The 25988-nt window shown below is 50.4% G+C and carries 14 protein-coding genes; 3 read left to right on the top strand and 11 right to left on the bottom strand.

Annotated elements, in window-relative coordinates; translation table 11 throughout:
- Positions 1-2: 2 nt before the first annotated feature.
- The 3 genes from NDK47_RS04630 to NDK47_RS04620 all read right to left on the bottom strand — a co-directional run bounded on the left by NDK47_RS04630 (position 3) and on the right by NDK47_RS04620 (position 2188).
- A complete protein-coding gene (locus tag NDK47_RS04630; RefSeq protein WP_251873699.1) occupies positions 3-764 on the bottom strand; it encodes an SDR family NAD(P)-dependent oxidoreductase in 762 nt (253 codons plus the stop codon).
- Positions 745-1386, bottom strand: coding sequence for a GNAT family N-acetyltransferase (locus tag NDK47_RS04625; RefSeq protein WP_251873698.1), 642 nt, complete (start codon positions 1384-1386; stop codon positions 745-747). The genes NDK47_RS04630 and NDK47_RS04625 overlap by 20 nt, the downstream gene beginning before the upstream one ends.
- A gap of 154 nt (positions 1387-1540) precedes the next feature.
- Positions 1541-2188, bottom strand: coding sequence for a LuxR C-terminal-related transcriptional regulator (locus NDK47_RS04620; protein WP_251873697.1), 648 nt, complete (start codon positions 2186-2188; stop codon positions 1541-1543).
- A gap of 255 nt (positions 2189-2443) precedes the next feature.
- Between NDK47_RS04620 and NDK47_RS04615 the strand changes: the two genes are divergently transcribed.
- The gene (locus tag NDK47_RS04615; RefSeq protein ID WP_251873696.1) at positions 2444-3454 is read left to right on the top strand and encodes a tetratricopeptide repeat protein; all 1011 of its coding nucleotides are present in this window, start codon (positions 2444-2446) and stop codon (positions 3452-3454) included.
- Here NDK47_RS04615 and ltaE read toward each other — a convergent pair.
- The 8 genes from ltaE to fabF are packed head-to-tail and all read right to left on the bottom strand — an operon-like array spanning position 3402 to position 22564.
- Positions 3402-4448: a low-specificity L-threonine aldolase gene (ltaE, locus tag NDK47_RS04610; RefSeq protein ID WP_251873695.1), complete on the bottom strand. Its 1047-nt coding sequence runs from the start codon at positions 4446-4448 to the stop codon at positions 3402-3404. The two genes, NDK47_RS04615 and ltaE, sit on opposite strands and share 53 nt — an antisense overlap.
- Complete coding sequence (locus tag NDK47_RS04605) at positions 4429-5685, bottom strand: ATP-grasp domain-containing protein (RefSeq protein WP_251873694.1); 1257 nt, start codon at positions 5683-5685, stop codon at positions 4429-4431. Before NDK47_RS04605 ends, ltaE begins: the two co-directional genes overlap by 20 nt.
- Positions 5660-6721, bottom strand: a complete 1062-nt coding sequence (locus NDK47_RS04600) for a cysteine synthase family protein (protein WP_251873693.1) — start codon at positions 6719-6721, stop codon at positions 5660-5662. The genes NDK47_RS04605 and NDK47_RS04600 overlap by 26 nt, the downstream gene beginning before the upstream one ends.
- Positions 6721-7611 carry a GHMP family kinase ATP-binding protein gene (locus tag NDK47_RS04595; RefSeq protein ID WP_251873692.1) on the bottom strand — a complete coding sequence of 297 codons (891 nt, stop codon included), beginning with the start codon at positions 7609-7611 and terminating at the stop codon, positions 6721-6723. Before NDK47_RS04595 ends, NDK47_RS04600 begins: the two co-directional genes overlap by 1 nt.
- Positions 7608-9113 (bottom strand): argininosuccinate lyase, encoded by a 1506-nt coding sequence (locus NDK47_RS04590; protein ID WP_251873691.1) that lies wholly within the window; start codon positions 9111-9113, stop codon positions 7608-7610. Before NDK47_RS04590 ends, NDK47_RS04595 begins: the two co-directional genes overlap by 4 nt.
- 4 nt (positions 9114-9117) lie before the next feature.
- Positions 9118-13071 carry a non-ribosomal peptide synthetase gene (locus NDK47_RS04585; protein ID WP_251873690.1) on the bottom strand — a complete coding sequence of 1318 codons (3954 nt, stop codon included), beginning with the start codon at positions 13069-13071 and terminating at the stop codon, positions 9118-9120.
- Between the two features lie 29 nt (positions 13072-13100).
- Complete coding sequence (locus tag NDK47_RS04580) at positions 13101-21305, bottom strand: non-ribosomal peptide synthetase (RefSeq protein WP_251873689.1); 8205 nt, start codon at positions 21303-21305, stop codon at positions 13101-13103.
- A gap of 17 nt (positions 21306-21322) precedes the next feature.
- Positions 21323-22564 carry a beta-ketoacyl-ACP synthase II gene (gene fabF, locus NDK47_RS04575; protein WP_251873688.1) on the bottom strand — a complete coding sequence of 414 codons (1242 nt, stop codon included), beginning with the start codon at positions 22562-22564 and terminating at the stop codon, positions 21323-21325.
- A 259-nt stretch (positions 22565-22823) separates the two neighbouring features.
- Between fabF and NDK47_RS04570 the strand changes: the two genes are divergently transcribed.
- Positions 22824-23555, top strand: coding sequence for an ABC transporter ATP-binding protein (locus tag NDK47_RS04570; RefSeq protein ID WP_251873687.1), 732 nt, complete (start codon positions 22824-22826; stop codon positions 23553-23555).
- Positions 23515-25986 carry an FtsX-like permease family protein gene (locus tag NDK47_RS04565; RefSeq protein WP_251873686.1) on the top strand — a complete coding sequence of 824 codons (2472 nt, stop codon included), beginning with the start codon at positions 23515-23517 and terminating at the stop codon, positions 25984-25986. Before NDK47_RS04570 ends, NDK47_RS04565 begins: the two co-directional genes overlap by 41 nt.
- Positions 25987-25988 lie beyond the last annotated feature (2 nt).

Below are 25988 nucleotides of genomic sequence, written 5' to 3'. Positions count from 1 at the left end.
CCCTACATATACCCTCCATCAACGACTAACGTTTGTCCCGTGATATAACTGGCCTTATCCGAAGCCAGAAAAGACACAGCCTCTGCAATCTCCCTGGCTTGCCCCAGTCTGCCCATCGCGATCCGCTTCCTGAATTGGTTCATTTGGTCTTCGGGAATGCGATCGACCATGCCCGTATCTTCTGTATAGCCGGGTGCTACAGCGTTGACTCTCACGTTGTACGGCGCGTATTCTTTGCCAAGCGATCGGGTTAAACCCACGACCCCCGCTTTACTGGCACTATAGGCGCTCAACCGATCCATCCCAATAAGCCCGGCCACGGAGGCAATGTTGACAATGGACCCTTTTTGCTCCAGCAGCATATGCAGAGAAACCGCGTGGATACAGTTGATGGTCCCGATGATATTGGTCTGGACAATCTCTTCCCATTTATCGAGGGGATTGCTGGGGATCAATGCGCCCCCATAGCTAACCCCCGCATTGTTTACCAAAACATCAATGTTCCCAAATGACTTGATGATTTCCTGTACGGCGTCCTGCACCTGTTGCCGATCCATCACATCCAGCTTTACAAATGAAACAGCCTCGTTACCGGTCTTCTCCTGTATTTCCTGTGCGGCCTGCTCGGCTTCCTTCAATGAGCTCCGATATCCCAGGACGACCCGGTCTCCCGCCTCCGAGAAATGACTCGCGATGGCTTTGCCGAGACTTTTGGAAGCACCCGTCACCAGAACGACATTTTGCTTACCTGCCAATTTTCTCACCTTGTCTCAACAGATTTGGAAAACACTCGTCTTTCCAGTGCTCCTGTAGATAGGCGTACAGTTCCTCCCGGATTTGCTGCTTCTCACTTTTGGGGATCATATCCCCTGGTTCACTGTACTCGTAGTATTCGTGACGCAGGATCGAAGAGATCACTGCATCGTGGTACTCTCCGTCCAAAAAGATGTAATCGCGCAAAATTCCTTCGATGGTTACTTTATTCTTGAGTAAAAAGCGAACAGATCGCAAATTGTAGAGGCCGTTAATAAATTGAATTTTATGCGCATTTTTAGAGTGGAACAGGTAATCCATGAGTAACAGGGAGGCCTCTGCACCATAACCCATGTCCCATAGATTCGGATCTCCAATCACACCGCCCAGCATGTAGCTGCCCTCATATTTCAACGGCTGCCAGGAGACAAATCCGATTTTTTTCCCCTCATGGGTGACGACAGTTGCGTAGCGTGTATTTCCCTGAACGATGTCTTTCCGGATCTCTTCCTCTGTCACAAAATCCTGTGCCCCTCTTGCCAGCGCACTCACCTTGGATGGACATACCCACTGAGAAAAGAGCTTGTAATCTTCATCTTCAAGTGGTTGCAGAGCAACAAAATTACCCCTCATCGCTTCCTCCTTCTAACCTTCCGTTAAGAGATTGTACCTTCATGATAAGCAAGCTTCAGGTACGACGCCCCCGTATTTCCCGCAAAGTATGAGCAGCCCTATCATTTTCCATGATAGAGCTGCTCCAATTCGGTACCGCTGATGCGGGGAACCGTCACCGTATTTGTTTTTTCACCATTTGTCTGAACAAATTGATCTTTGCGATCTTCACCGCCAGTCCAACCCGGCTTTTAACCCCCAGTTTTTGCATGCAAGCGGCAATATGGTATTCTACTGTTCGTTTGCTGAGGTAGAGGGCATCGGCGATTTGTTGATTGGTCCGGTCATTGGCCAATTCTTCCGCTACGCGAAGCTCCATTTCCGTCAACGTCCCCGGCAAATGGAATTCCCAGTCGATATCCCCATCGATCCCCTCTTTTCTCCAGTTTGAAAAGATCGCTTCCATGAACTCACTGGAGTAATAACACCCTCCTCGTTCCACCACATTGATGGCGATCATTAACTCACTTTGGCAATCCTTCAGTAAAATGGCCCGTGCATCTTGAATGTATTTCAGATAATGTTTATTTCTATGATCCATCAGAAGAATCGTTGGCGAATGATTCTGTTTTAAATGAAATGCGATGTTATCTTTCGTAAGATGAAGAATGACGAAATCAAACTTTTTCAGAAAAACGGGATCCGAAAGTAAATAGTCGTTATTTAAAAAATGGCAATCGTATCTGTTTACCGACAACAAGTTGGAGTAAAATGGCTGTTTTCCTTCTCTATCGTCTACGATCAGAATATTCCGGACACCCATTCTATCTCACCTCTATTTCATTGTGACCAGGATCAGGATGGTAGGAGAAGTCCTCGTTTTCATGTCTGGCGGTGGAACAGAACCACCGGGGCCAGAAGGAAACATTTGGAGGAATTCGTCGAACACCTTATTGCCTATCATTCAATTTTTTCACACCTTTCCAATTTTATACTTTCAATATACGAGAGATTTCTGTTAAGATATATATGCAAACATGCAATATTTGGAAAATAAGGTGATTAAAGGGAGGGTTGTATGGTAGGAATCGGAAGGAAAATCCAGTATTTTCGAGAGAAACGAGGGTATTCCAGAAAGTATGTTGCCGAGGACATTTGTGACGAATCGACGTTGTTTCGGATTGAGAAAGGAAAGCAAATTCCACGATTGGACATTTTGCAAAGCATTTGTCTAAAACTAAAAATTCCCGTCGATTATCTGCTTTCCTATGAAAACGAGGAATTTATCCATTTTGTTGTAAAAATTCAAAAGCTATGTCGGGAAAGTCTCTATTTTCAGGATTACACCGCTCTCCAGTACCTCATCGAAGAAGCGAATTCTTTTTTGAAACAGAACAAAAACTTCCGCGATAACAGTTTTTTGCGATTTATTGAATGGCAAAAAGGCATCTTGTATTACCAGATTGATCACCATGCCCGAAAAGCAGAGCATACCTTCCGGAAATTGATCACCAATAACCAAATCGTCAATGAGCTCGATATCAATATTGCCAATTCTCTTGCCTTGCTCTTGCTGGAACGGAATGAAAAAAATGAGGCCTGCCACATCCTGACCGAAAGCATGAAAGTTTGGAGCAAACTTCCCTTTGTTGAAGACCGAACCCTTTTCCCCCGACTGGGCTACAACCTGGCATACCTGCACTATCACCAGAAACATTATGATCGATGCCTGGAGCTAGGATACCAATCACTCCACTACCTCTATTCACACCATCTCCATTATTCAGCTGGCGAAATCTATCACATGCTGGGCATTGTTTACCAGATTCACGGAAACCTCACACATGCCAAAGAGTACCTGGAGCGGGCCGTCTCTATTTTCAAATATGAATTGCGCGATCAATCGTACGCGCGAGCTGTGGGTAGCCTGGCCGAAATCTATTTCAAGCTCGGCGAAATCGAAGAAGGCCGCATCATGCTGCAGAAGACAAAGGAGGCCCGCGAACAAAAAGGAGAGCATACTGAATGTCAGTATGCTAGAGAGGGCTGTCCTTCAACATCTTTTCTACTGCTTGAACCGCTTTGTTAATATCATCACTGCTGATCTGCCGATGTACGACAGCCCTGATTCGACCATAGCCCATTTCCGAAAAGATCACGCCGTATTCCTTTGCTGTCTCCAAAAAAGTGGACCATGAAAATCGCGGGTCCGTGATACGAAAGAGAACGATGTTGGTCTGCACTTCGCTGGCGTCCAAATCGATGCCGTCAATCTCGGCCAGTCCGTGCGCCAGTTGCTTTGCATGCTGGTGATCCTCATCCAGTCTCTTCACCATCGAATGAAGAGCTACCAACCCCGGCGCTGCAATAATTCCTGCCTGTCTCATTCCTCCACCTAACATTTTTCTTATCCGTCGCACTTTTTTCAGATGATCATGCGATCCCGCTACAATCGAACCGACCGGGGCTGATAATCCTTTTGACAAACAGACCTGAATCGAATCGGCATAGCAGGTTATTTCCCGCACATCCATATCGAGCGCTACAGAAGCGTTGAAAATGCGGGCTCCATCCATGTGAACCGGGATTTTTCGCGCACTCGCAAATTCTTTTACTTCCTGCAAATAGGGAATCGGCAAGACTTTTCCCCCGCACCGATTATGGGTATTTTCCAGACACAGCAAGGCAGGCAAAGCAAATTGCGGGTCCTCCTCATCGACGGGAAAGGCCTTTTCGAGATCCTGTACCAACAAACGACCATCCGCTTGCGTGGGGATCGGCTCATAGACAATGCCGCCGCATACGGAAGCCCCACCAGCTTCATAGATATAGATATCAGATTCGTCCCCTACCAGTACCTTGGACCCGCGGGGACAATGGGCCATGATCGAAGACAAGTTCGCCATCGTTCCACTTGGCATCAAGCAGGCTGCTTCCATTCCGAGCATACGGGCAGCCAAGCTCTCCAGCTCATTGACTGTCTGATCCTGGCCATACACGTCATCACCGAGCACGGCCTGTTGTATCGCTTCCATCATTTCCTTGGTCGGCAGGGTTACCGTATCACTCAGAAAGTTCAGCAAAAGTTACACGCTCCTTCATCCCAATATCCACCACATCGATTTGATTCAGCAGATGACGAAGCTCTTTTTCGTCTGCTGCTACCGCGATCATATAGCCCAAGCGGCCATACGCATTGACCACCCTTGGCACAACTTGTCCTAGCTGTGCCCGGCATACGACTTCCTTCACTCCCGGAAGCTGTTTGAGCTGTTCCAGACCCGTGACCTCTCGAATTTCTCCGGCTTCTTTGGGTATCAAGAAGCGAATGCCTGCATACTGAAAAGGCCGACTGGAAAGATCAGGAGACAGCCCAACCGCTGCTTTGAGCTGTTCCTTCAGTACATCCATGCCCGTGGCATACCGAATCAGTTCCGGAATCATCCCGCCGGCCAATCGTCCATTGCATTCGACGAGAAATACCTTTTGATCGACGATTTTGATTTCCAGATGGCACGGGCCAAAACGCCACTTCAGTTTGTCTAGCAGGGCTAGCACTCCCGCTTCTACAATTTCTCTGAGCTCGTTCGTGGACAAGGACGGAAAAATATGGCCGGTCTCGATAAAATAGGGCTCTCCTCCCGTGCTCTTATCCGTAATGCCGATGATCGAATGCTCCCCGTTGTAAGAGAAAACCTCGACACTGTACTCCGGCCCCTCTACATATTCTTCGACCAGCGCTACTTGCGCGGCTGGTTGCTGACGTACATTTTGTTTCACAGCCAATATCTCTTTCACCCGCTGCCGCAGCTCTTCATAAGAGCGGCACACGACCACCTGGTTGGAGCCACTGTCGTCCACCGGTTTTACGATGCACGGGAAGTGGAGCTGCCCCTTCTTCTCCTCTGCCTCTTGCAGAGAATCGACAGGAAAAAACCAGGGCTGATACAGCTCGGGAAGCCCCTGGAGCAAGGTTCGTACCGCCGCCTTGTTCCGGCAGCTTTTCATCGTGGCCGGGGGATTGCCATCCCATCCAAAATGTTCGGCCAGCAGCGCAACGGTATAAATATAGTATTCGCTGGTCGTCGTTACCCCTGCGATCTCCTCCGTGCTGAACCGGCTCTTGATGCTGTCCTGCAGTCCATCTGGTTGATTCGTATCGCAAACGACAACTTCACACGCTTGGTCGCTTAGACCCTGATAACGAGTGGGATCGTTGGTAAACAGAACAGGATCGTAGCCGAGTTCTTTTGTCTTTTGCAAAGCAAGCATGCCGGTGCCCGTCGTATTTGACTCAATAAACAGCAACTTTTTCTTCATGCTCAAATTTCCCCTTCTGAAAGTGAAAATAGGCCCATGCAGAGACATCTTGTAATTTTTCAATATGCTGGGGGGATAGAGAGAGGCCGTCTGGATTCAGATGATGAGCCTGGAAAAAATCATCGCTGTAGATCGACTGCACATACCGGTCTCCCCTGTCGGGGAAAATGCAGGCGATCACCGCGTCTTCTGCTGCCTGCGTGCTCAGCCACCTGGCGACAGCGTACACGCTGCCCGAACTGTTGCCAGCGAAGATTTTCTCCTGACGGGCGAGCTCGCGCGTCCAGGTGAACGCTTCTTCATCATTTAACCAATGGACTTCGTCGATCACCGAAAAATCTACATTCGGGGAGCGCAAACTGTTGCCAAGGCCGCTTTGCAAACGCTTGGGATTATCCGTTTGATAAAAAATAACACTGCCTACGGCATCTACAGCGACGACGCGCAAATGAGGATTTTTCCTCAGCAATGCTTTCGCTGTTCCGCACAGTGAACCCCCACTGCCCACCGACCCGACCAGATAATCGACTCGCCCCAGCTCTCCTACCAGGTCATCGGCCAATGTTTCGTAGGCCAATGGATTTTGTGGATTTTCGTACTGTTTGGGCCAATAGGCATTGGGATATTTGAGCATCAATCCTTGCAAATACGCCAGCCTTGCGCTTTGCCACCCGCCGCTCGCCTGCATTTTCTCCACAATATGCACATGCGCTCCCAGTGCTTTGAGTTTCGCCAGGGTTAGCTCATCGATACGCGGGTCTGTGACGATGTGGACCTCATGCCCCAAGTAGGTTCCGATCATGGTAACCCCCAAAGCCAGCGTTCCAGAGGAGCTCTCAACGATCGGGGCACCGTCCTGCAGTTCGCCCGTCCTCTTCGCTTCCAGAATCATGGCTTTCGCTACTCTGTCTTTCATGCCGTAGGGATTGAGCAGCTCCAGTTTGGCATAGGCCAAAGCTTTGCTGCCCTCCCCCAATCGCAGCCGAATCAACGGTGTTGTCCCGATCAGGTCGATGATGTTCATGCACTGGTTCATTACACTGGCACCTTCTTTCTTTCGGAAGTGGACATCGAACGGAACATTTCAGTCGGGCATCCCAGCTCCCCTAGCAAAGAGAGTCCTTCTTTTACCTTTTCATGGTACGCACTGTCCTGTTCAGATATGAGGATGCCGATAAATGTCCCGCTATGAGCGGTAACGACACCTGTTCCCTGAATGGTGCGGCAAATCTCCCTGACCTTTGTGAACATCCTTTTGGGATGGAGCTTCTGGTTCATCTCAGCACTTCGGGTGGCGACTTCACCGATCGCCCCCACATCTTGCGTGCGGATGGCGGCCGTAATTTTCTCCAGCAGCAGCTGATACTCTTGCTTTTCGTCTGCGTTGAACGGTTTCGGTCTATTGTTGAAATCTACGGTACTGACTTCTCCCCCTTCATCGAGCGCAACGACTGTCAAGGGAGGGCATTCTCCTATCCATTCCCGGAGCCTCACTTCTTTGTGGTAGTAAGAAACGACGCCCGGGTACATGAGGCCATCGGATGGCTCGATTTCGCGAAGAACAGCCTCGATCACCTCAGGAGGGACAGCCATTTGATAGTAGGATTCTATCGCTCTCACTGTGGCCATCATATCTGCGGTGGAACTGGCCAAGCCTTTGCCCTGCTGAAGCTGGCTTTCCAGAAACAATGTTCCTTTCAAAGGCAATTGATAGTGTTGCAGGATCGCCTTGCCGAACTGGAGCGATTTTCGCTTCCAGGAAGGCTGGACGCTGAGATCCTCGTCCTTCGCCGAATAGACGTATTGGCAAGTCGAGTACTTATCCACAGGAAACGTCACCAGGAAGTCCTGGCCGCTTGGCAGCACCCCCTGCAACAGCTCGCCGAATGTACCGTGTGCTTCTCCTTTACCTACTTTTCCTCTCATGCTTTATGCTCCTTGCCTTCAGACGTCATCCATGTATCCAGCTCTTCCAGCTTTTGTTTGATAGCGGCAGAAATCCGATTGGCTGCCTGATCGAAATGAATCGCTTCTTTTGTTTGCAGAGCTATCACCTCTTGAACTGCTTCCGGATGGGTCGACCCGATCGATCTCTTCATGGTTAAGGCAGAATCCACAGCAAACAGAGCTTGCAGTTCCTCCTGGGTCAATGGATGGTCAAATCCGTACTCGCGGCAAATTTTCTGCAGGACCATCGTGCAGACATGCTGCGGAGAGTGTCCGGCTTGTATCGATGCCGTGATAAAACGGCCGGCAATCACCTGGGACTGGCGATAAGGGATGCCGCCCTGTGCCGTCAGTCGATTTGCAAGTGAAAACCCTCCATAATAATCTTTTGAGCAGCATGCTCTCATGTTCTCTTCCTGAAAGGTCATGTTCTCAAAGACCAGCTTGAGCAAATCCAGCAATCCATGCATTTCCTGGAAAAGGGAGAGGAGGTTTTTGCTCGACTCTTTGGAAACCTCCACCAGATTGCTGTAGGCGGTGTTTCGTTGTCCCAGCAGAAAATCCACGTAATACGTGAGGAGATGGCTCGTCTTCCCTCTTGCTCGCTCCAGAATCGGAAAATTGCGTTTTTGCGGCATCGAGGATGAAATGCCTGTCAGTTCATCGGGAAAATCAATAAATCGGTATTCGCTGCTGCCCCAGTTCATCAAGTCTGTCAAAAAACGGCTCAGATTGTTCGCAAAGAACGCCAGGCAGCCTCCGATATCCAGCAACCAGTCTCTTGATGCCACTGCGCTCAATGCATGGCCGGTGTAGGCTGAAAATCCCAATGAGCGAGCGAGATCGTGGTTGTCCATGGGATACTCCTGCCCGGACATGGCACCTGAACCGAGCGGGCAAGACCGGTTCAGGGCATCCAATGTCTCCAGCATTCTTCTTTCAGTCTCGAGAAAATGCTTGCTGATCGCCGTCAGATAAAAAGCAACACTGATAATCTGAGCAGACTGATAATGGGTATAGCCAGGCATGAGGACGTCAATGCCATTTTTCGCTTTGTCCAGAATGACATCGCGCAGGACTTGTATTTTTTCGATCAGCGTCAGCCACTGCTCCCTGGCAAACATGACCTGCGCGCATGCCTGATAATCGTTGCGGCTCCGGTCGATATGCCATTTTACAACAGGCTGCTCCAACTGCTTTTCGATCTCCCTCTCCAGGGTAAAAGCGATATCGGTCATATTTTCTTTTGCCGATTCCAGCAGCCTCTCTTTCTCAATCCCTTGAATCGCTGTCCATAGAGAGACTGCTTCTTCTTTTGTGAGAATCTCCGCTTTTTCGTATGCTTGTACCAATGCCTTTTCAATGGAAAGATAGTGCGAAACATAGTGCTCCCATTCATAGGCAAACTGCGGATAAAGTACAGTAGCTGTGTATACGTCATGCGGTGATTGTTGAATACGCCCCGTCAACTGCGCCCGCATCAGCTCATCCCCATTTCAAAATTTCCGAGATTTTCTGCCCCACTTGTTCGACCTGTGGAGATGACATCAGATTATTGTGGTGTCCGGGCAGGGAATAGGTGTAGACGTTTCCGCTCGTTCGCTCCCTCCACTTCTCCGCGTTCACCAGCTCATGGGAGGTGGCTGGATCGAGCTCCCGGCATACCAGGAGATGCAAATCGGTCTGGATGGGAGTGGTGAAGGAATACTGATCACTGGCCAGATTATTGGCTGCCATGACGTTGATAATGCGATGGACGTCCTCCAGTTCAGCATTTTGCGGCAGTCGCTTGCTGTGGATGGCGGCTTCGAGGATAATCTGGCATTTTTCCATATGGGGTCTTTCCCCAAATTTTTTCACATCAATGGACAAGCTTTTTGCCCAGACTGTTAACGGATCTTCGTGTTGCTTTTTCAGGGCCACCCGGTCAAAGGCATGTGCATCCAGCAGGCCGAGAAAGCGGATGGACTCCCCCTCTGCTTCCAGAATCCGGGCCATTTCAACTGCAATGGTTCCGCCCAAGGACCATCCCGCCATCTGATACGGTCCCCGTGGCTGGATCTTTTGCATCTCTTTGACATACAATGCCGCCATTTCTTTCAGATCGGCAAGCGGAGCCAGATTTTTTTCATAGCCTTGTGACTGCAGCCCGTACATGTCGATATCCCGATCAATGTTGCGGACGAGCGGCACATAGCAAAGCGTTCCCCCTCCCCCCGGATGGATGAGGAATAAAGGCGGTTCATCGCTTCGGCCTTCCTTCAGCTTGACCAGAATCCCGCTTTCTTCGCGCGTTCCTTCCGCTTGCAGGTACTCACTCAAGGCTTCCACCGTTCGATACAGGAAGAGATCAGAGGGAGCTAGCCGGACATTCATCCGCTTTCGCAATAACCCCGCCATCTCAATCACTTTGATGCTGTGGCCGCCGAGATCAAAGAAGTCCTCGTTGATCCCGATTGCCCCTACGTTCAGGACTTCTTGCCAGATGGCTGCCAGTTGCTGTTCAAAAGGGGTTCGAGGCTGTATTTTTTCGTTGCTGGCCAAATCGTTCCCCTCAAACGAAAGCCGGCTTTTGTCCAGCTTTCCATTCAGGGAGACAGGTAATTGATCCATCCATTTGATCACATGAGGGACCATGTAATGAGGCAGCTTTTTGGCGAGGCGTTTTTTCAATTCGCTCGCTGTGAGCGGCATGCCGGTTTTTTTGACCAGAAACGCAAAGATCTTTTTATCCCCATACACTTCTTCCACCAGAACAGCCGCCTCTTTGATTTCGGGCTGCTGCCCGATGATATGCAGAATTTCATCCAGCTCAATGCGAAAACCCCTGACCTTTACTTGCGTATCTTTCCGTGAAACGAACAGATATTCACCCGCTTCCCGCTGCTTGACCAAATCGCCGGTCCGGTAATATCGTTCCGGTCCTCCTGCTATCTCCAGCAGAGGAAAAGCTTTTTCACTCAGTCCCTGATTATTTACGTACCCTTTGCCCACGCCTGGCCCGCCAATATACATCTCCCCGATCACGCCTCTGGGTACGGGCTGAAGATTTTCATCCAGCACCAGGACTTGATAATGAGGAAACGGATTGCCGATCGGTGTAATCACATGGGGGTGGTCAGCATCGCATCTCCAAAAGGTAGCTGCTACACACGCTTCTGTCGGTCCGTACAGGTTAATCAGCGGCGCACCACTTTCCATATTTTTGTAAAACTTTTGAACCAGTTTATGCGGCAATGGCTCTCCGCCGGTAAATAGATAGCGAAAATGCGGATTGGCCGTAAAGGAAGGGTGATCCAATAGCTTTTCCAGCAGACTGTGGAAAAGCTGAGCTCTGGTAATTCCCTCATCCCGCATCATCGCTGCCAGATACTCAATGTCAAACTGCTTGTCATGATCGGTGATGACCAGAGTTCCTCCCGCGATCAGAGAACAGAAAATCTCTGTCATGGCCGGGTCAAAGCTGCAGCTTATATTTTGCAACACCTTTTCTTCCGGCTGAAACGGAAATTCCTGAAGAAAACCGAGAATGTGATTGACCAGCGATCCGTGGCTGATCCGGACACCCTTGGGCCTTCCTGTGGTTCCGGAGGTATAAATGACGTAAGCAATCGCTTCCTGCGGACAAAGAGAAATCGTGATCTCCGGATCGTCCGTCCGCTGCCGGCCAAACACCTCTTGCGGCTCCAGCAGCGTGAGGGTCTCTCTCCACGGATGGAATAACGGATCATCGGTAATGATGGCAGTCGACCGGGAGTCCTCGATCATGAGCTGCACTCGCTCCATCGGCAATGCCGTATCAATCGGCATGTAGACGCAGCCGCTTTTCATCACGCCCAAAATCGCCGCGATTTGTGCAGGCGAACGGCGCAGCCGCACGCCAACGATGTTCCCCGGCTGAATCCCTCTCGCTATCAGTTCATGCGCGATCTGGTTTGATTTCTGATCCAACTGCGCATACGTAAAGGATTGCTCATTTCCTTTGACTGCGATCTGCTCTGCAAGTCGCGGCACCTGATCCGTCATCAACGTGTGAATGAACTGCGGCTGCATCTGGGCAAGCAAGAAATTTCGGGATTCGAGCTGTTCTCTCTCTTCTTTGGTTAAAATGTTCAATTTGCTGACTGGCTTCTGAGGATGGCTCAGGATTTCGCTGATCAACGTGATGTAGTGCTGCTGAAAACGCTCAATGGTCCTGCGATTGAACAGATCGGTGCTGTATTCGATTTCCCCTGATATCGATTCTTTCCCGCAGGCGAGGTACAGCACGAGGTCGAACTTGGACGTGCTTGTGTGAATCTTTTCGTTTTCAATCGTAAAGGGCGCATCTGTCTCTTTTTCCTGGTCGTCATGCAAGGTAAAGAGCGCTTGAAAAAAGGGATGGTAGCTGCTGTCCCGCTCCGGCTTGAGCTCCCGCACCAATTTTTCAAAAGGCACTTCACTGTTTTCATACGTCAGCAGAAAGGATTTGATCGTCGTTTTCAGGATTTTGGAAAAACTGCTGTAAGGTTTGATATAGGTGCGAACCGGCAGCGTATTGACAAAAAAGCCGATCAAATCCTGGGTTAATGGATGCGTGCGATTGGCGATCGGCGTCCCTATCACGATATCCTTTTGACCGGTATACCGGTACAGAAGTACATTGAACGCGGCGAGAAAAAAGGTATAGTGAGTCGCCTGGTGGGCCCGGCAAAACGCGTTGATGGGTTCTACCAACGAACTGGGCAACTCAAACCTGACGTTATCCCCTGCGTATGACTGTTCCTTGGGCCGGGGACGATCCGTGGGAAGCTCCAGCAACGATGGGACTTGCTCCAGATGCTGCCGCCAAAAGGTCAGTGTTTTCTGCAATGCCTCTCCCTCCAGCCGCTCTTTTTGCCAATTGGCATAGTCTGCGTACTGCAAGGGAAGCTCTTCATATCCATCAGCCCTGCCCTGCTCAATCAGGGGATAGAGGTCTACCAGCTCTTTCTTCAAGACCTCCAGTGACCAGGCGTCAAAGATGATATGGTGAATATTGATCAGCAAGTAGTGCACGCTTGGATCGACCCGAATGAGTTGAAATTTGACTAACGGGCCTTCTTCGAGATCGAATGGCTCCCACGCAAATTTCTCCAAAAATTGGGGAAAGGGCTGCTCCTGTTCCACTTCCTCCATCGTTTTGTATTCGAGCACGAGCGAAGGGAGCTGAAGGGAAACCTTTTGCTTCAGTTCCCCTTCGATTTCTACAAAAGTCGTGCGCAAAATTTCATGTCGTTCCCTGATTTTATCCAGCGTTCGGGTCAAGATTTCCGGGTCTATTTCCCCTGTGATTTTCAGCAACAGCGGAATATGGTAGGTCGCACTATTTGGAACCATTTGCTCAAAAAACCAGATGCGGTTCTGACCATAGGAAGAGGGGAGCAAATAAACTTCATTCCCTACAGAAAATGAGCACATGTAATCCCTCCCTTTTTGACGTAGACAAGCTACAGCTTTTGTCTAACTCTTGTTACTTTTTGGATTGGAAGATCGGTTTTCTTCTTCTTCGTTTGCAAACGCGCTGCCAATTCTCTGATGGTCGGGTACTCAAAGACTTCCAGGAGACTCGTTTCATATCCAAGCAGTTCACGGATGCGGGAAATCATTTTGACAATCAGCAGGGAATGACCGCCGCATTCAAAGAAATTGCTGTTTGGCCCGATAGACGACACGGGCAGCAACGCAAGCCAAATTTTCTCCAGCTCCAGCTCCACGGAATTTTGGAACTGATCATGCTCCCTGCTTTCGACCACAGCCTGATAGCTCGCCAATTTTTTTCGGTCTACTTTGCCGTTTGCGGTGACAGGAACCTGATCGATCTGGATGAACCGGTTGGGAATCATCGCCAGAGGCAAATCCTGGCGCAGCGCCTTCCGCAGCTGATCGGGCTGCAGCAGTTGTCCCTCTTCCATCACGATATACGCCTGCAGCAGAATCTGATCGGCTTCCTGCTTTTCGATAATCACGCATTGCTTCGTATGTGCTTGCCGCAAAATTGCAGCCGCAATTTCATTTTTATGGATGCGAATCCCTCTGATTTTGAGTTGATCATCGACGCGACCGTGAATCTCCAGGTTTCCATCCGGACGATAGCAGCCGATATCCCCCGTTCTGTACAGAAGATCATCTGCGTCCTCCCGGAAGAAACTCTGGATAAAAGTGTCTACGCCCTGATCCAGGTATCCGCGAGTCCGATAAGGCGTCCTGACGACAATCTCTCCTTGTTCGCCTACTCCGCATAATTGATTCTGTTGATTGACGACGAGCAATTGCGTATCAGGAATCGGCTTTCCAATCGGCATGATTTCTTCAAAGAATTGGTCTGGGACGATATGGAAACATTTGGCCAGCGTCGTCTCCGTTTGCCCATAAAAATTATTGATCTGGGCATCAGTGACCTCGCGCCAGGACCGAACAAGAGCGCCAGGCAGCGGTTCTCCGGCAAAAAAGATATGCCGAAGGGTATCCGAGAACTCATCTTGGGGAGATTGCTTCAGCCAATGGTCGGCCAGAGACGGAACCGCGTGCAGCAAAGTAATCTCTTTTTCCGCCAGCCATCTGACTACCTCTGTTTCCTGATGAGCAGGAAGGACGAGTGTGGCACCACTGGTCAGCGGCAAAAAGACATCACGCAAATATACATCAAACGTGATATGCGTTAACTGAGCGCTGCGATCAGCTGGCGTTACGCTAAACTGCATCCGTTGCCAATCCAGAAAATGCGCCAAACCAGTGTGGGTGCCCAGAATGCCTTTGGGCTCCCCGGTTGTGCCCGATGTAAAGAAAATATAAGCATGCGGACAAACCTCTTCCGGAAGAAGGTCTTCCCGTTCCACCGCCTGATCGCCAATCAGCTCGCCTATCTGATAGCAAGGAAGCTCTGCATTCGCGGGGACGTGGCTGTGCATGGAATCAAGGGTCTCCATCACTACCATCAGACGCGGTTTGGCGATGTGCAGGATCGACTCCATTTTTTTCGCGGGCATTCGCGCATCGATGTTCATAAATACGGCATCTGCCAGATGTACCCCAATCATGGCGGCAATCATCTCGTAGCTTCTGTCTCCATACAGGGCGACGACGTCACCGGAGCCGACATTTCTTTTGCGCAAGCCCTTGGCGACTCGCAGAGCATCCCGGTAGAGTTCCTGATAGGAATAGCTCCTCTCCGTCCCCTCCACTGCGATGTGATCGGGGATTGCTTCGCTCCAGCGTCTGATGCAGTGAGTGATGCGCGGGTAATCCTGACAGCGCAGGCTTGCGGTTGGATCGGGCAGGATGCTCCCCGCTTCCGGCGTCACCAGGGAATACGACTCGATCACTTGATCGGTTGAACGGATGACCTGTCCCAACAAATGGACGTATTGGTTCAGGAATTCTTCCATGCGCCCCTGTTCAAACAGATGGTTTTGATAGGCGAGCGATAACTGGAAGCTGTCAGCGGTCTCCTCGATATAGAGGGTCATGAAAAACTTTGATTCAATTTCATCCAGTTCGATTTTTTCGACGTTGAGGTTATGGACGTGAGATTGCTTGATTTCTTCAAAGTTGCGGTAGTTGATCAGCACGTCGAACAAAGGGTTGCGATTCAGATTTCGCTTCGGATTGACAACCTCTACTATTTTTTCAAAGGAAATGTCTTGATGAGCAAAAGCCTCCAGAACCGTTTGCTTAGTCTGCTGCAAAAGCTCTTGGTACGACACCTGTTCGTCCAGGATCAGACGCAAGGGCAAGGTATTCAGGTATAACCCTACGGCTTTTTCCAATTCGGCAGCATTCCGATTGACGATCGGTGTACCAATGATCAAATCGCGTTGACGGGACAGTCTCGACAGCAGCAGCCCGAAAACAGACAGCATCGTCATAAACGGTGTGACCCGCTTCGCTTGGCTGAACGCTTTGATATCCGCTGCGGCCTGTTGCGACAAGGATCTTTTCAGGGTGTTGTTCCCTTCCCTCGCTTCTTTTTGCCGGTTTCGGTCATGAGGAAGCTGGAGCAGGGGAAGCTCCCCTTCAAACTTTTTCTGCCAATAGAAAAGCTGCTCCTGATAGTCGGATTGCTGAGTGAACTGGTTTTGCGCGGTCACGTAGTCCAAATACTGGACAGGCGGCGTCGCCAAAAATGATGTCTCCCCTGCGTATAGCTGCAGCAGCTCATCCATGATCACCTGCAAAGACCAGCCGTCGCTGATGATGTGATGGAAGACCAGGATCAACACATCCGCTGCCTTCCCTTTTACCAATCTCCCTCTGACCAAGGGGGCCACTGACAAATCGAATGGTATGGACATCTCGCGCTGGACGATCCGTTGCAAATCCTGCTGGTCCCACTCCTCCACCTGCAGAGTGAGAGATGCCTCTGGCAGTACGCTTTGTTGCGGCTCTCCATTTGCATGATGGAAAGCGGTGCGCAATGATTCATGTCTGGCGATCAGTTGATTCAGACAATCTGTTACTCTCTTTGCGTCAACCGATCCCTGGAATTTCAAAACCAGCGGCATGTTGTATTTCGTATCCTGGTGAAGCTGGTCCAAAAACCACAGCCGCTTTTGCGCATCGGAGAGGGGAGACGGCAGATTTCGATCTGCCTGTGCGAAAACCAGTTTGTCCGCATCACGGCTTAGGCGTCTGTCGAGAACCTCTGCCAATGTCTCAACCGTTGGATGCTCAAACAAATCTTTCACATACAGCTTTGCGCCAAATCTTTGATTGATTGCGGAAATGATTTGCACCGCCAACAAGGAGTGGCCGCCCAATTCAAAGAAGTGATCCTGCGTTCCGATCTTTTGAACGCCCAATTTCTCCAGCCAGATGGAGACAATCGCTTGCTCCTTTTCATTCTTCGGAGCGACATAAGCGCCGGTTACCGCCAGATGCTCCTCTGTTGGCTTCGGCAGCTGATGTCGGTCAATTTTTCCGTTAGCGTTCAGCGGGAAGGTCTCCAATGGCACGTAATACCCGGGAACCATGTAATCCGGCAGCCCCTTTTTCAAAGCATGTTTGAGTCGGCCAGGCTCCATCGGGCCATCTGTGCTCGTATAGTACGCTGCCAAGTATTGAATGCCGGATTCCGTGTTATGCACCGTGACGACGGCATCCGATATCCCGTCGATGGACCGGAGCGTGGTTTCAATCTCACCCAGTTCTACACGCATTCCCCTGAGCTTGATTTGATTGTCCTGCCGCCCGAGAAACATGATGCTTCCGTCTTGATTCAGGTATCCTCGGTCACCGGTCAGGTACATGTTTTCCCCGGGATAAAAGGGATCGGGCAAAAATGACTGACTGGTTCGCTCCGGATTATTGATATACCCTCTGGCAAGGCCGATACCGGCAATATACAGATCGCCCGGCACTCCCGGCGGCAGCGGCTTTAAAAACGAATCCAGCACATAGATGCGGTTATTATCGATCGGACGGCCGACGGAGACGATCTCTGAGCTGTTCTCCTGGTGCGGCTCGCAATCAAAACAGGTAGAGTCAATCGAAACCTCCGTGGCCCCCCAGGTGTTATACAGCCTGCCGGGCAGCTTTTCATAAAAGGAGCGGACCACGTCGGCATGCAAGGCTTCTCCGCTTGACACGACAATGCGCAGATTGGTCAACTGCTGTTTCTGTTGAGGCGTGATTTGCTCCAGGACCATCTTCAGCATGCTGGGAACAAATTGAAGCAAGGACACATTGTGCCGGATGGCATATTCAATAATGCTGACAGGGTCCCGATGAGCTCCCTTGGGCAGAAATGCGATCTTGGCTCCCACCAGCAGCGGCCAAAAAATTTCCACTGCCGCATCATCAAACGTCAAAATGGTTTTCTGCAACACCACTTCATGCTCCGCCAAACGATGCTTCTTCTGCATCCAGTTTAGGCGGTTTACCCAGCCTTTATGGGTGTTGCTGACTCCTTTGGGCTTTCCTGTCGAGCCTGACGTGTAATAGATGGAGACGAGATGGTCCGGAGTGACCGGAACATCTGGTTTCGTTGCGGGATAACCGTCCAGGAGATTCCCGTGGATCAGATATGAGAGCAGCTCGATCCCATGTCCGGCCTTCATATTCGTCCCCGGCTGCGTTATGCAGATCGACGCTTGTGCATCCTGGAGCATGGCATTAGCCCGTTCCCAAGGCGTCTCCGTATCAATCGGCAGGTAAGCCCCGCCTGCTTTCAGGATTCCCATGATGGATACGAGAAGCTCCAGCGAGCGTTCCATGCATACCCCAACCGGCGTATCAGGCTTTACTCCCTTTTCCCGCAGCAGGTGCGCGAGCTGGTTCGCCTTTTCATCCAGTTCCCTGTAGGTCAGGCACTCTCCTTCATACTCTGCAGCGATGTGGTTTGGAGTGCGCTGCACCTGGGCTTCGACCCATTCATGCAGCCCGACATCGGGGAAATCGCACTCGGTTTCGTTAAAACGATGGAGCACAAGCGCTTTTTCTTCCTCAGTCAGCAGTGAAAGCTGTTCCACTGGCTGTGACGGATGCTCCAATACCTCACGACAAAGCTGCAGGAAATGCGAGGTAAATCGCTTCATTGTTTCTTCCGGGTACAAATCCGTCCGGTATTCCCATTTTCCGATATAGGTATCCCCGCTCCGCTCCATGAACAAGGTCAGATCGAATTTGGCGGTTTGGTTATGAAGCAGAATCGGCTCACCGACAGTCAAATGCTTGGCTTCCACCGGTTCGAACGCAAAGTCCTGAAAGCTGAACATATGGGAAAACAAAGGAGACTGATTGACGGAGCGATGCGGCTGTATTTCTTCAACTACCTTGTCAAAGGGCACATCGCCGTGTGAAAAAGCTTGGACCGCGGTATCGCTCACCTGCTGAAGCAGCTCTACAAAGCTGCTTCCTTCCCGGATTTGATTGCGGATCACCAGCGTATTGACGAAAAACCCTATCAGCTTTTCTAATTCAGCGTGATTTCTGCCGACGGCCGTGGTTCCAATCGCGATATCCTTTTCATGCGACAATCGATATATCATCAGTGTAAACACTGAGAGCATTGCCGCGTACAGGGTACTGTGATGCTGTTTGCAAAAGTTTTGCAATTGCTCGATCACCTGGGGCGGTATGCGGAAAGTGCTGACGTCCCCTTCATGCCCCTGCTCGTAGGAAGGATTCTGACTGGCAACCAGCTTGAGGGCAGGTGATTCGACGTTTAATTGTGTTTTCCAATACGCCAGCTGTTCCTGGTATTCAGGGGAGTCGACGAAAGCTTGCTCCCAATTGATATAGTCCCTGTACTGGACAGCCGCTTCAGGCCTTTCCTCATCTGTACGGTCTGAACAGTCCATGCCGCCTTCCAACTCGTTGTACAACTTGAACAGGTCTGACTGGAAAACATACGAGGACCAGCCATCCGAAATGATGTGATGCAAATGAAAATAAAAAAGATACTGATCCTCGGAAAGCTGAAACAGCTTAAACCGGTAGAGAGGATCGGCAGACAAGTCGAACGGGATCCTCGCATCTTCCTCCATCTGTTGAAGCGCTGCCTGCCTCGCCGATTCATAGGGCTGATCCAACAGCGAGATCCACTCCAAATTGCTTGTACGCGAATCATCTATCACCTGGTAGGGATGACCATTTTCTGTGATAAAATTGGCTCGCAAGCTTTCATGACGGGCCAGCAGCTCTTCCAGACTGGCACGTAGAACATCGTGCTTGAGCGGGCCATTGATCTCGAAATAATTGGGCAGGTTGTACATCGAACGGGTGTCTTGCCATTCATGGATAAACCAAAGCCGTTTTTGTGCAAACGATAAATCTGTTTTCTTTTCCCTGTGTTTGGTCGGCTTCACTTTCAACGGTGACAGCTCTCCCGATGGAACTGACAGTGAATCAATCCAGTTGGCCAATTGATGAATGGTCGGATGCGAAAAGACATCCCTCAGGGAAATCGGAATCTGCAGCTGCTGCTTGATACGGGATACCAGGCGAGCCGCAAACAGAGAGTTCCCCCCTGCCGAAAGAAACGGCGTGTGAATGGAGACTTCCCCTAAAAACAGCAGTTCCTTCCAAAGGGAAGCTACCTTTTTTTCGGTTAGGGTTGTAGGCAGAGCATCTTTGGGCACCATCCTGTTTTTCCAGGGGGAAGGCAAGCTTTTCCGATCCACCTTCCCATTGGACGACAAAGGAAAAGCGTCTAGCCGGACAAAAAAGGAAGGGATCATGTAATCCGGCAATACTTCTTCGAGCTGTTGCCGCACATAGTTCTCGTCCCATTTCTCGCTGTCCTGCACACTCATATATGCCGCAAGATAAGTGTGGTTTTCTTCTGTAATCGCCGAAACGACACACTGCTTGATGCCGGGCAAGCGCTCCAATTCTGCTTCAATCTCACCCAGTTCGATACGGAAGCCCCGGATTTTTACCTGAAAATCGATCCTTCCCAGATACTCGATGGCCCAGTCTTCGCGATATCTGCACAGATCACCTGTTTTATAAAGACGTCCTCCTTCCTCGAAGGGGTTGGGAATAAATTTCTCTTCGGTCAGCTCCGGCTTGTTATAGTAGCCTCTGGCAAGCCCGATGCCGCCAATATGGAGCTCTCCTGCCACTCCAGGCTCAGTGATCGGGTTTCCCGCCTCGTCCAGAATATACAAGGAAATATTGCTGATCGGAAATCCGATGGGAATGACGGTTTCCTGTTCATCCCCGGTACATCTCCAGTACGTGACATCAATCGCTGCTTCCGTGGGTCCGTACAGGTTGTGCAGTTCCACCGTGTCGAATTTGGAGAAGAAGGCGCGTTCCATCGCTTTCGGCAAGGCTTCCCCGCCGCATATAACACGCTTGAGAGACGGAAGCGGTATATCCCTTTCATAGGCGTCCAGAAAGATTTGCAGCATGGAGGGCACAAAATGTATGGTGGTAATGCTCTGCTCCTGAATGGTTTGAATCAAATACGCGGGATCTCTATGTTCTCCCGGTCTCGCAACAACAAGGGTGGCGCCGGCAAGCAGCGGCCAAAAAAATTCCCAGACCGACACATCAAAACTGAACGTTGTCTTTTGCAGAACCCGATCTTTCTCATCAAGCTGAAGTACCTTTTGCTTCCACTGCAGCCGATTGTTTAGAGCCCGGTGTGTATTCATTACCCCTTTGGGATTCCCGGTCGAACCGGAGGTATAGATGATGTAGATAAGATTGTCCACCGTCAGCGGAATGGTCAGATTGGTTTTCTGTTGGCCGGACCATTCTTCCCGATGATCGACGACGATCAGCTTTGTATCTCCCAGACACTGCCCGGCAAAGAGCGCTTCTCTGCTTTTGGAGGTTACGATCACGGGAGCTTTTGCATCTGTCAGCATGTATTCCAAACGCTTTTGCGGATATTCCGGGTCCATCGGGACATAGGCGCCTCCCGCCTTTAACACGCCCAACAAGACGATGACCATTTCCAGCGAGCGATCCATGCACACCGCCACCGGATCTTCGATACTAAGCCCGCATTTCACCAGATAATGGGCAAACTGATTGGCCTTCTCATTCAATTCCCGGTAAGTAAGTGCCGTCTCTTCATAAATGACAGCTGTCTGATCTGGCCGTATCTCCACCTGCTGTTCGATCAGATGATGGATGCACGCCTCCATGTTTGGAAACTGCTCCGTATACATCCTATTTCCTCTCATTTTCGTTACGCTCATGGCGCTCCCCTCCACATTCATCCTTGCCATTCTTTTACGACGATACAGGCATTGTATCCGCCGAAGCCAAACGAATTATTCAAGACGGCCCGCAGGGTATGCGTCTGTGCTTCATTTGGCACATAGTTGAGATCAAATCCGTCATCAGGTTGATGGTGATTGATCGTGGGCGGCACGATCTGATGCTGAAGAGCCAGGATGCAAGCAATCAATTCAACGGAACCGGACCCGGCAAGCAGATGGCCGGTCATGGATTTGATGGAACTAACCGGAATCGATTTGGCATCCTGGCCAAACAGGCTTTTGATCGCAAGCGTTTCAATCTGATCATTCAAACGCGTGCTTGAACCGTGTGCATTGATATAATCGATATCAGCCGGTGTAAGCTCCGCGTCCAGAATCGCCTTTTTCATGGCCATAATGGCACCTTTTGCTTCCGGGTCCGGTGCTGTGACATGATACGCATCTGTAGTGGAACCGTATCCCGCAACTTCTGCAAGAATAGTGGCCCCTCTCTCCTTCGCTGATTCCTCGGATTCCAGCACAAGAATGCCCGATCCGGCCCCGACGACAAAGCCATCGCGATCCTTATCAAACGGTCGGCTCGCCTCCTGCGGGCTTTCATTGCGTGTGGATAATGCTTTGATTTTGCAAAAGGAGGCCAGATCAATAGGCGTGAACTGCCCTTCTGTGCCGCCGACAATCATGATATCTGCTTCTCCGTATTGAATAGCTCTGCAGCCTTCGCCTATGCAATTATTTCCGGTTGCACAAGCCGTAGACCAGGTACCGCTCTTTCCTTTTGCCCCAACCAGGATGGAGATTTCACTGGTGGGGGCATCGACAAGCGAGGCAAATGCCAAATACGAACTCACCTTCCGATACCCGTGTAGCCGCAACTGTTGATGATTTTCCAGGATCAGTCTGGTTCCGCCCATGCCTGTGCCCACGATCACTCCCACGCGATAAGGGTCCAGCTTGCCCATATCCAGCTTCGCTTGTGAGATGGCTTGTCTGGCAGCGACAACGGCGTACTGCGTAAAGGTTTCCATTCGGCTTTTCTCTTTGACAGTAAACCACTCATCGAGATCAAGGCCTTTTACCTCTGCGCCAATCATGGTTGAAAACCCATCCGCATCAAAAGCACGGATGTAATCCACTCCGCTCACACCGCGAACTACATTCTCCCAGAACGTTTCGATACTTACCCCAATTGGCGTAACGACACCCATCCCTGTAACGACTACACGTTTTTTCATGATGAGTCCCCTTTATCCAACAATTTACAACCATCATACAAAAGGGAGTTTTTCTCCTACATCCGTAATTCCCGCAACATTTCATTTTGGCAAATGACGCTCGAACCCGTGCATTCAAGAAAAATAGCCTCCACACAGAAAAAAATGGGAAGTGTCTTTTTACCTATTTTTGGATTTTTATCTTTATGGGAACCTTTTGTTGTGTATACTGAGTATATAGTTGTTATATACTCAGTATATAATTCGCGGGAGGTAACCAATGATCACCGTAAAAAACCTAACGAAATGCTATCCGGTCGGAGATACATCCTTTCAGGTTTTAAAGGGCATTGACCTGGAAATAGCTCAGGGAGAATTCGTGGCTGTCATGGGACCCTCGGGTTCAGGGAAGAGCACCTTTTTAAATCTGTTGGGCGGCCTGGATACCCCGGATTCCGGAGAGGTTTTGATTGAGGGAAATCCTATTCATGATCTGCAGGAGAGGCAGCGCACGTTATTTCGCCGGAAACATGTCGGCTTCGTCTTTCAAAATTATCAATTGCTGCCCACCATGACTGTCGAAGAAAACATCGCCTTTCCCATGGAAGCGGAAGGCTTGCCCAAAGCCGTCATCGCCGAAACGGTGGCGTCGCTGGTGAAAGCGGTCCATCTTCAAGGAAAGGAAGGCAATTTTCCTTCGCAGTTAAGCGGCGGACAGCAGCAGCGGGTTTCGATCGCCAGAGCGCTTTCCATGAAACCGCGCTTAATCCTGGCCGATGAGCCTACTGGCAACCTCGATCGGCGAACGGGAACAGAGATCTTGGATTTGCTCCTCTCCTTGCAGAAAAACGAGCAGTTAACCATCATTATGGTCACGCACGATGTCTTCTCCGCCAGCTATGCCGATCGGATTATTCTTCTGAAGGATGGCGTGATCGAGACGGATATCAAGCAAAAGGAAGGAGATCATCATGATGTTTTGGCGAGTATCCTGGCGCAACTTAACGCGTAAAAAATTGCGATCGTTCTTTACCATCCTCTCCATCCTCATCGGCGTCTCCAGCATTTTTGCCGTGGTCAGTACGGTGGAGACCGCCAAAGACGTCACAACGAAGCGCTTGGAGCTGTATACAGGCAACGCAGATTACTCCATTCTGGCAAACAGCTATACGTTCCCGGATCGCCTACTGGCTGACATCCAGCAAGACGGCCACGTACAAGCAGCCATCGGGGTAATGCATAAACAGGCGAAATTTGATTTGGGCGGCTCGCAAAATCCCTCCCAAACAAGCCTTCGCATCACGGGTCTGTCCTCCATCCAAAACGAACTGCTTACACTGGAGGTCATCTCCGGCAAGCCAACCAACGACGGGATAGTGATCCCGCGTAGCACCGCCCAATTATGGGGCAAGTCGGCCGGAGATCTGATTCATTTGCAGCTTCCTACTGGTGATCGGCAAGTCCCGATTGCAGCAATCGTGAAAGATACCCCGCTTCTGGAGGGACCGGTCAACTGGGAGGAAGCCAGCAGCAAAAGCTGGCGGGCGCTCTCTTCTCTGCAGGCCGTCCAGCATTGGTATGGTCTGGAGGGCCAGGTCCAGGAGATTCGGCTCCAATTCCGCGAGCAGGCTGACGAGCAGGCCTCCGTGGCCTCGCTCCGAAATACAACAGCGGGCTACCCGGTCTACCTCGAAAAAATTGTTCTGGATGAAAAACAAACCAATCAATTGGAAGAGTTGTATCTCATGCTGTATGCCATCGGCGGTTTGGCCATGATCATCAGCGCCTTTATTTTGTACAACACCCTGTATGTCAGTGTTGTGGAACGAAAAAATGAGATTGCCGTGATGAAAACCGTTGGGTTTATCCCGGCCCAAATTAAAAAGCTGTTTCTCTGTGAGGTTCTGATTCTGTCCTTGTTTGGGCTGCTTTTCGGCATTCCGCTCGGGTTCGGGCTTGCCACTGTCATGCAGGAGGGATTATTTAATTCCTTCCAGACCAACATCAGCTATTCACCATCATATGTGCTTACGCTGCCCATCACGATTCTCCTGGGCCTGTGCATCCCGCTTGTCGCCTCACTTCTGCCGGTTTCGTATGCCAGCAAGGTGGACGTGATTGCGACACTAAAGCAAGTCCCCACCCAAAAGAAGGCCCACACCAAAACTCGTGTGATCGTTGGTCTGGTGCTGCTGCTGGGGATGTTCGTGAACAGTATTGTCTCGCTTCTGTTTTTACTCGCAGGCATCACGCTGTTGTTCCCGTTTCTCATGGGGCAGCTCATCCGTCTTTTGAAAGCAGCGGGCTTTCTTGGCTACGAGGGGAAGGTGGCCAGCAACAATATCCTGCGCACCATCAGCCGCTCTGCCAATATGTCGGTAATTTTGGCATTTGCCATTTGTTTGGGTCTGTTCGTCTCTTCGATATTCACCTCTGTTGAAGCCAATATCGAATCAGAGGTGAATCGATCCTTTGGAGGAAACCTGCAGTTTTCCACGGAAACCCCGCTCACCTCGGAAAAGCTGGGGGTGATTAAGCAGTTTGACGGAGTTCAAGGGGTGATGGCTTACAAAGAAAAAGAGGTGCTGTGGAGTTCCGATAAGAAAACGAACCGCTTCACCATCATCGGCACGGATGCGGATTGGTACCAGAGCCATCCACTGTTTTACGATACCCAGAAGAACCATATCGACCTGCTCCGGCTTCTGAAAGAGCAATCGGATGGCGTGTTGCTGGGTGACTATGCTTTTCGGGAATGGGGCGGAAAAGTCGGTGACCCGATCACGATTATCCAAAATGATCAAGAAAAAGTTCTGACGGTGCTGGGCAAGGTCGGCACCTCTCAATACGGCGGGTATACCGCTTTTATGGAGGCAAACCATTTTGACAAGCTGTTTCCTGATTCCGAGCCTTACCGGGGCTTGATTACGGTGGGAGAGCTCTCAGTAGAGAAGCGGGTAAAAGACTCTTTGCTCCAAACCTTTCCCTTTGACTTGGAGCGCGTGCAGACTTCGCAGGAGGAGCTGGATAAGCAAAAACGTGCGCTTCCCGGCATACAAGCACTTTTTAACGGCTTGCTGCTGATCTCGATCATCGTGGCCGGAATCGGTATTCTGAATACATTGGTGATGAATGTCATGGATCGCGTGCGAGAGATCGGTGTGATGAGAGCAGTCGCGTTTACGGCTGGACAGGTCACCAAATCTATCGTGGGCGAGTCGGTCATGATGGGGATTTGCGGAACCCTGATGGGGATCATCACGGGAATCCTGATGACCTATGTAAATACCTTAACCATGGAGACGGCCGCCAGCTTCGTCATTCCCATCGATACGCTGATCCTGTCTGCCATCTGCGGCATTCTGATCAGTCTGCTGGCCGCCGTCATTCCTGCTCAAAAAGCCGTGAGATACAGACTGGACCAAGCGCTAAAACAAGATTAAAC

This window comes from Brevibacillus ruminantium (assembly GCF_023746555.1).
In the GTDB taxonomy this organism is placed as follows: Bacteria; Bacillota; Bacilli; order Brevibacillales; family Brevibacillaceae; genus Brevibacillus; species Brevibacillus ruminantium.
The sequence above is the reverse complement of the archived record's forward strand: the minus strand, read 5'-3'. Positions and strand labels throughout refer to the sequence as shown.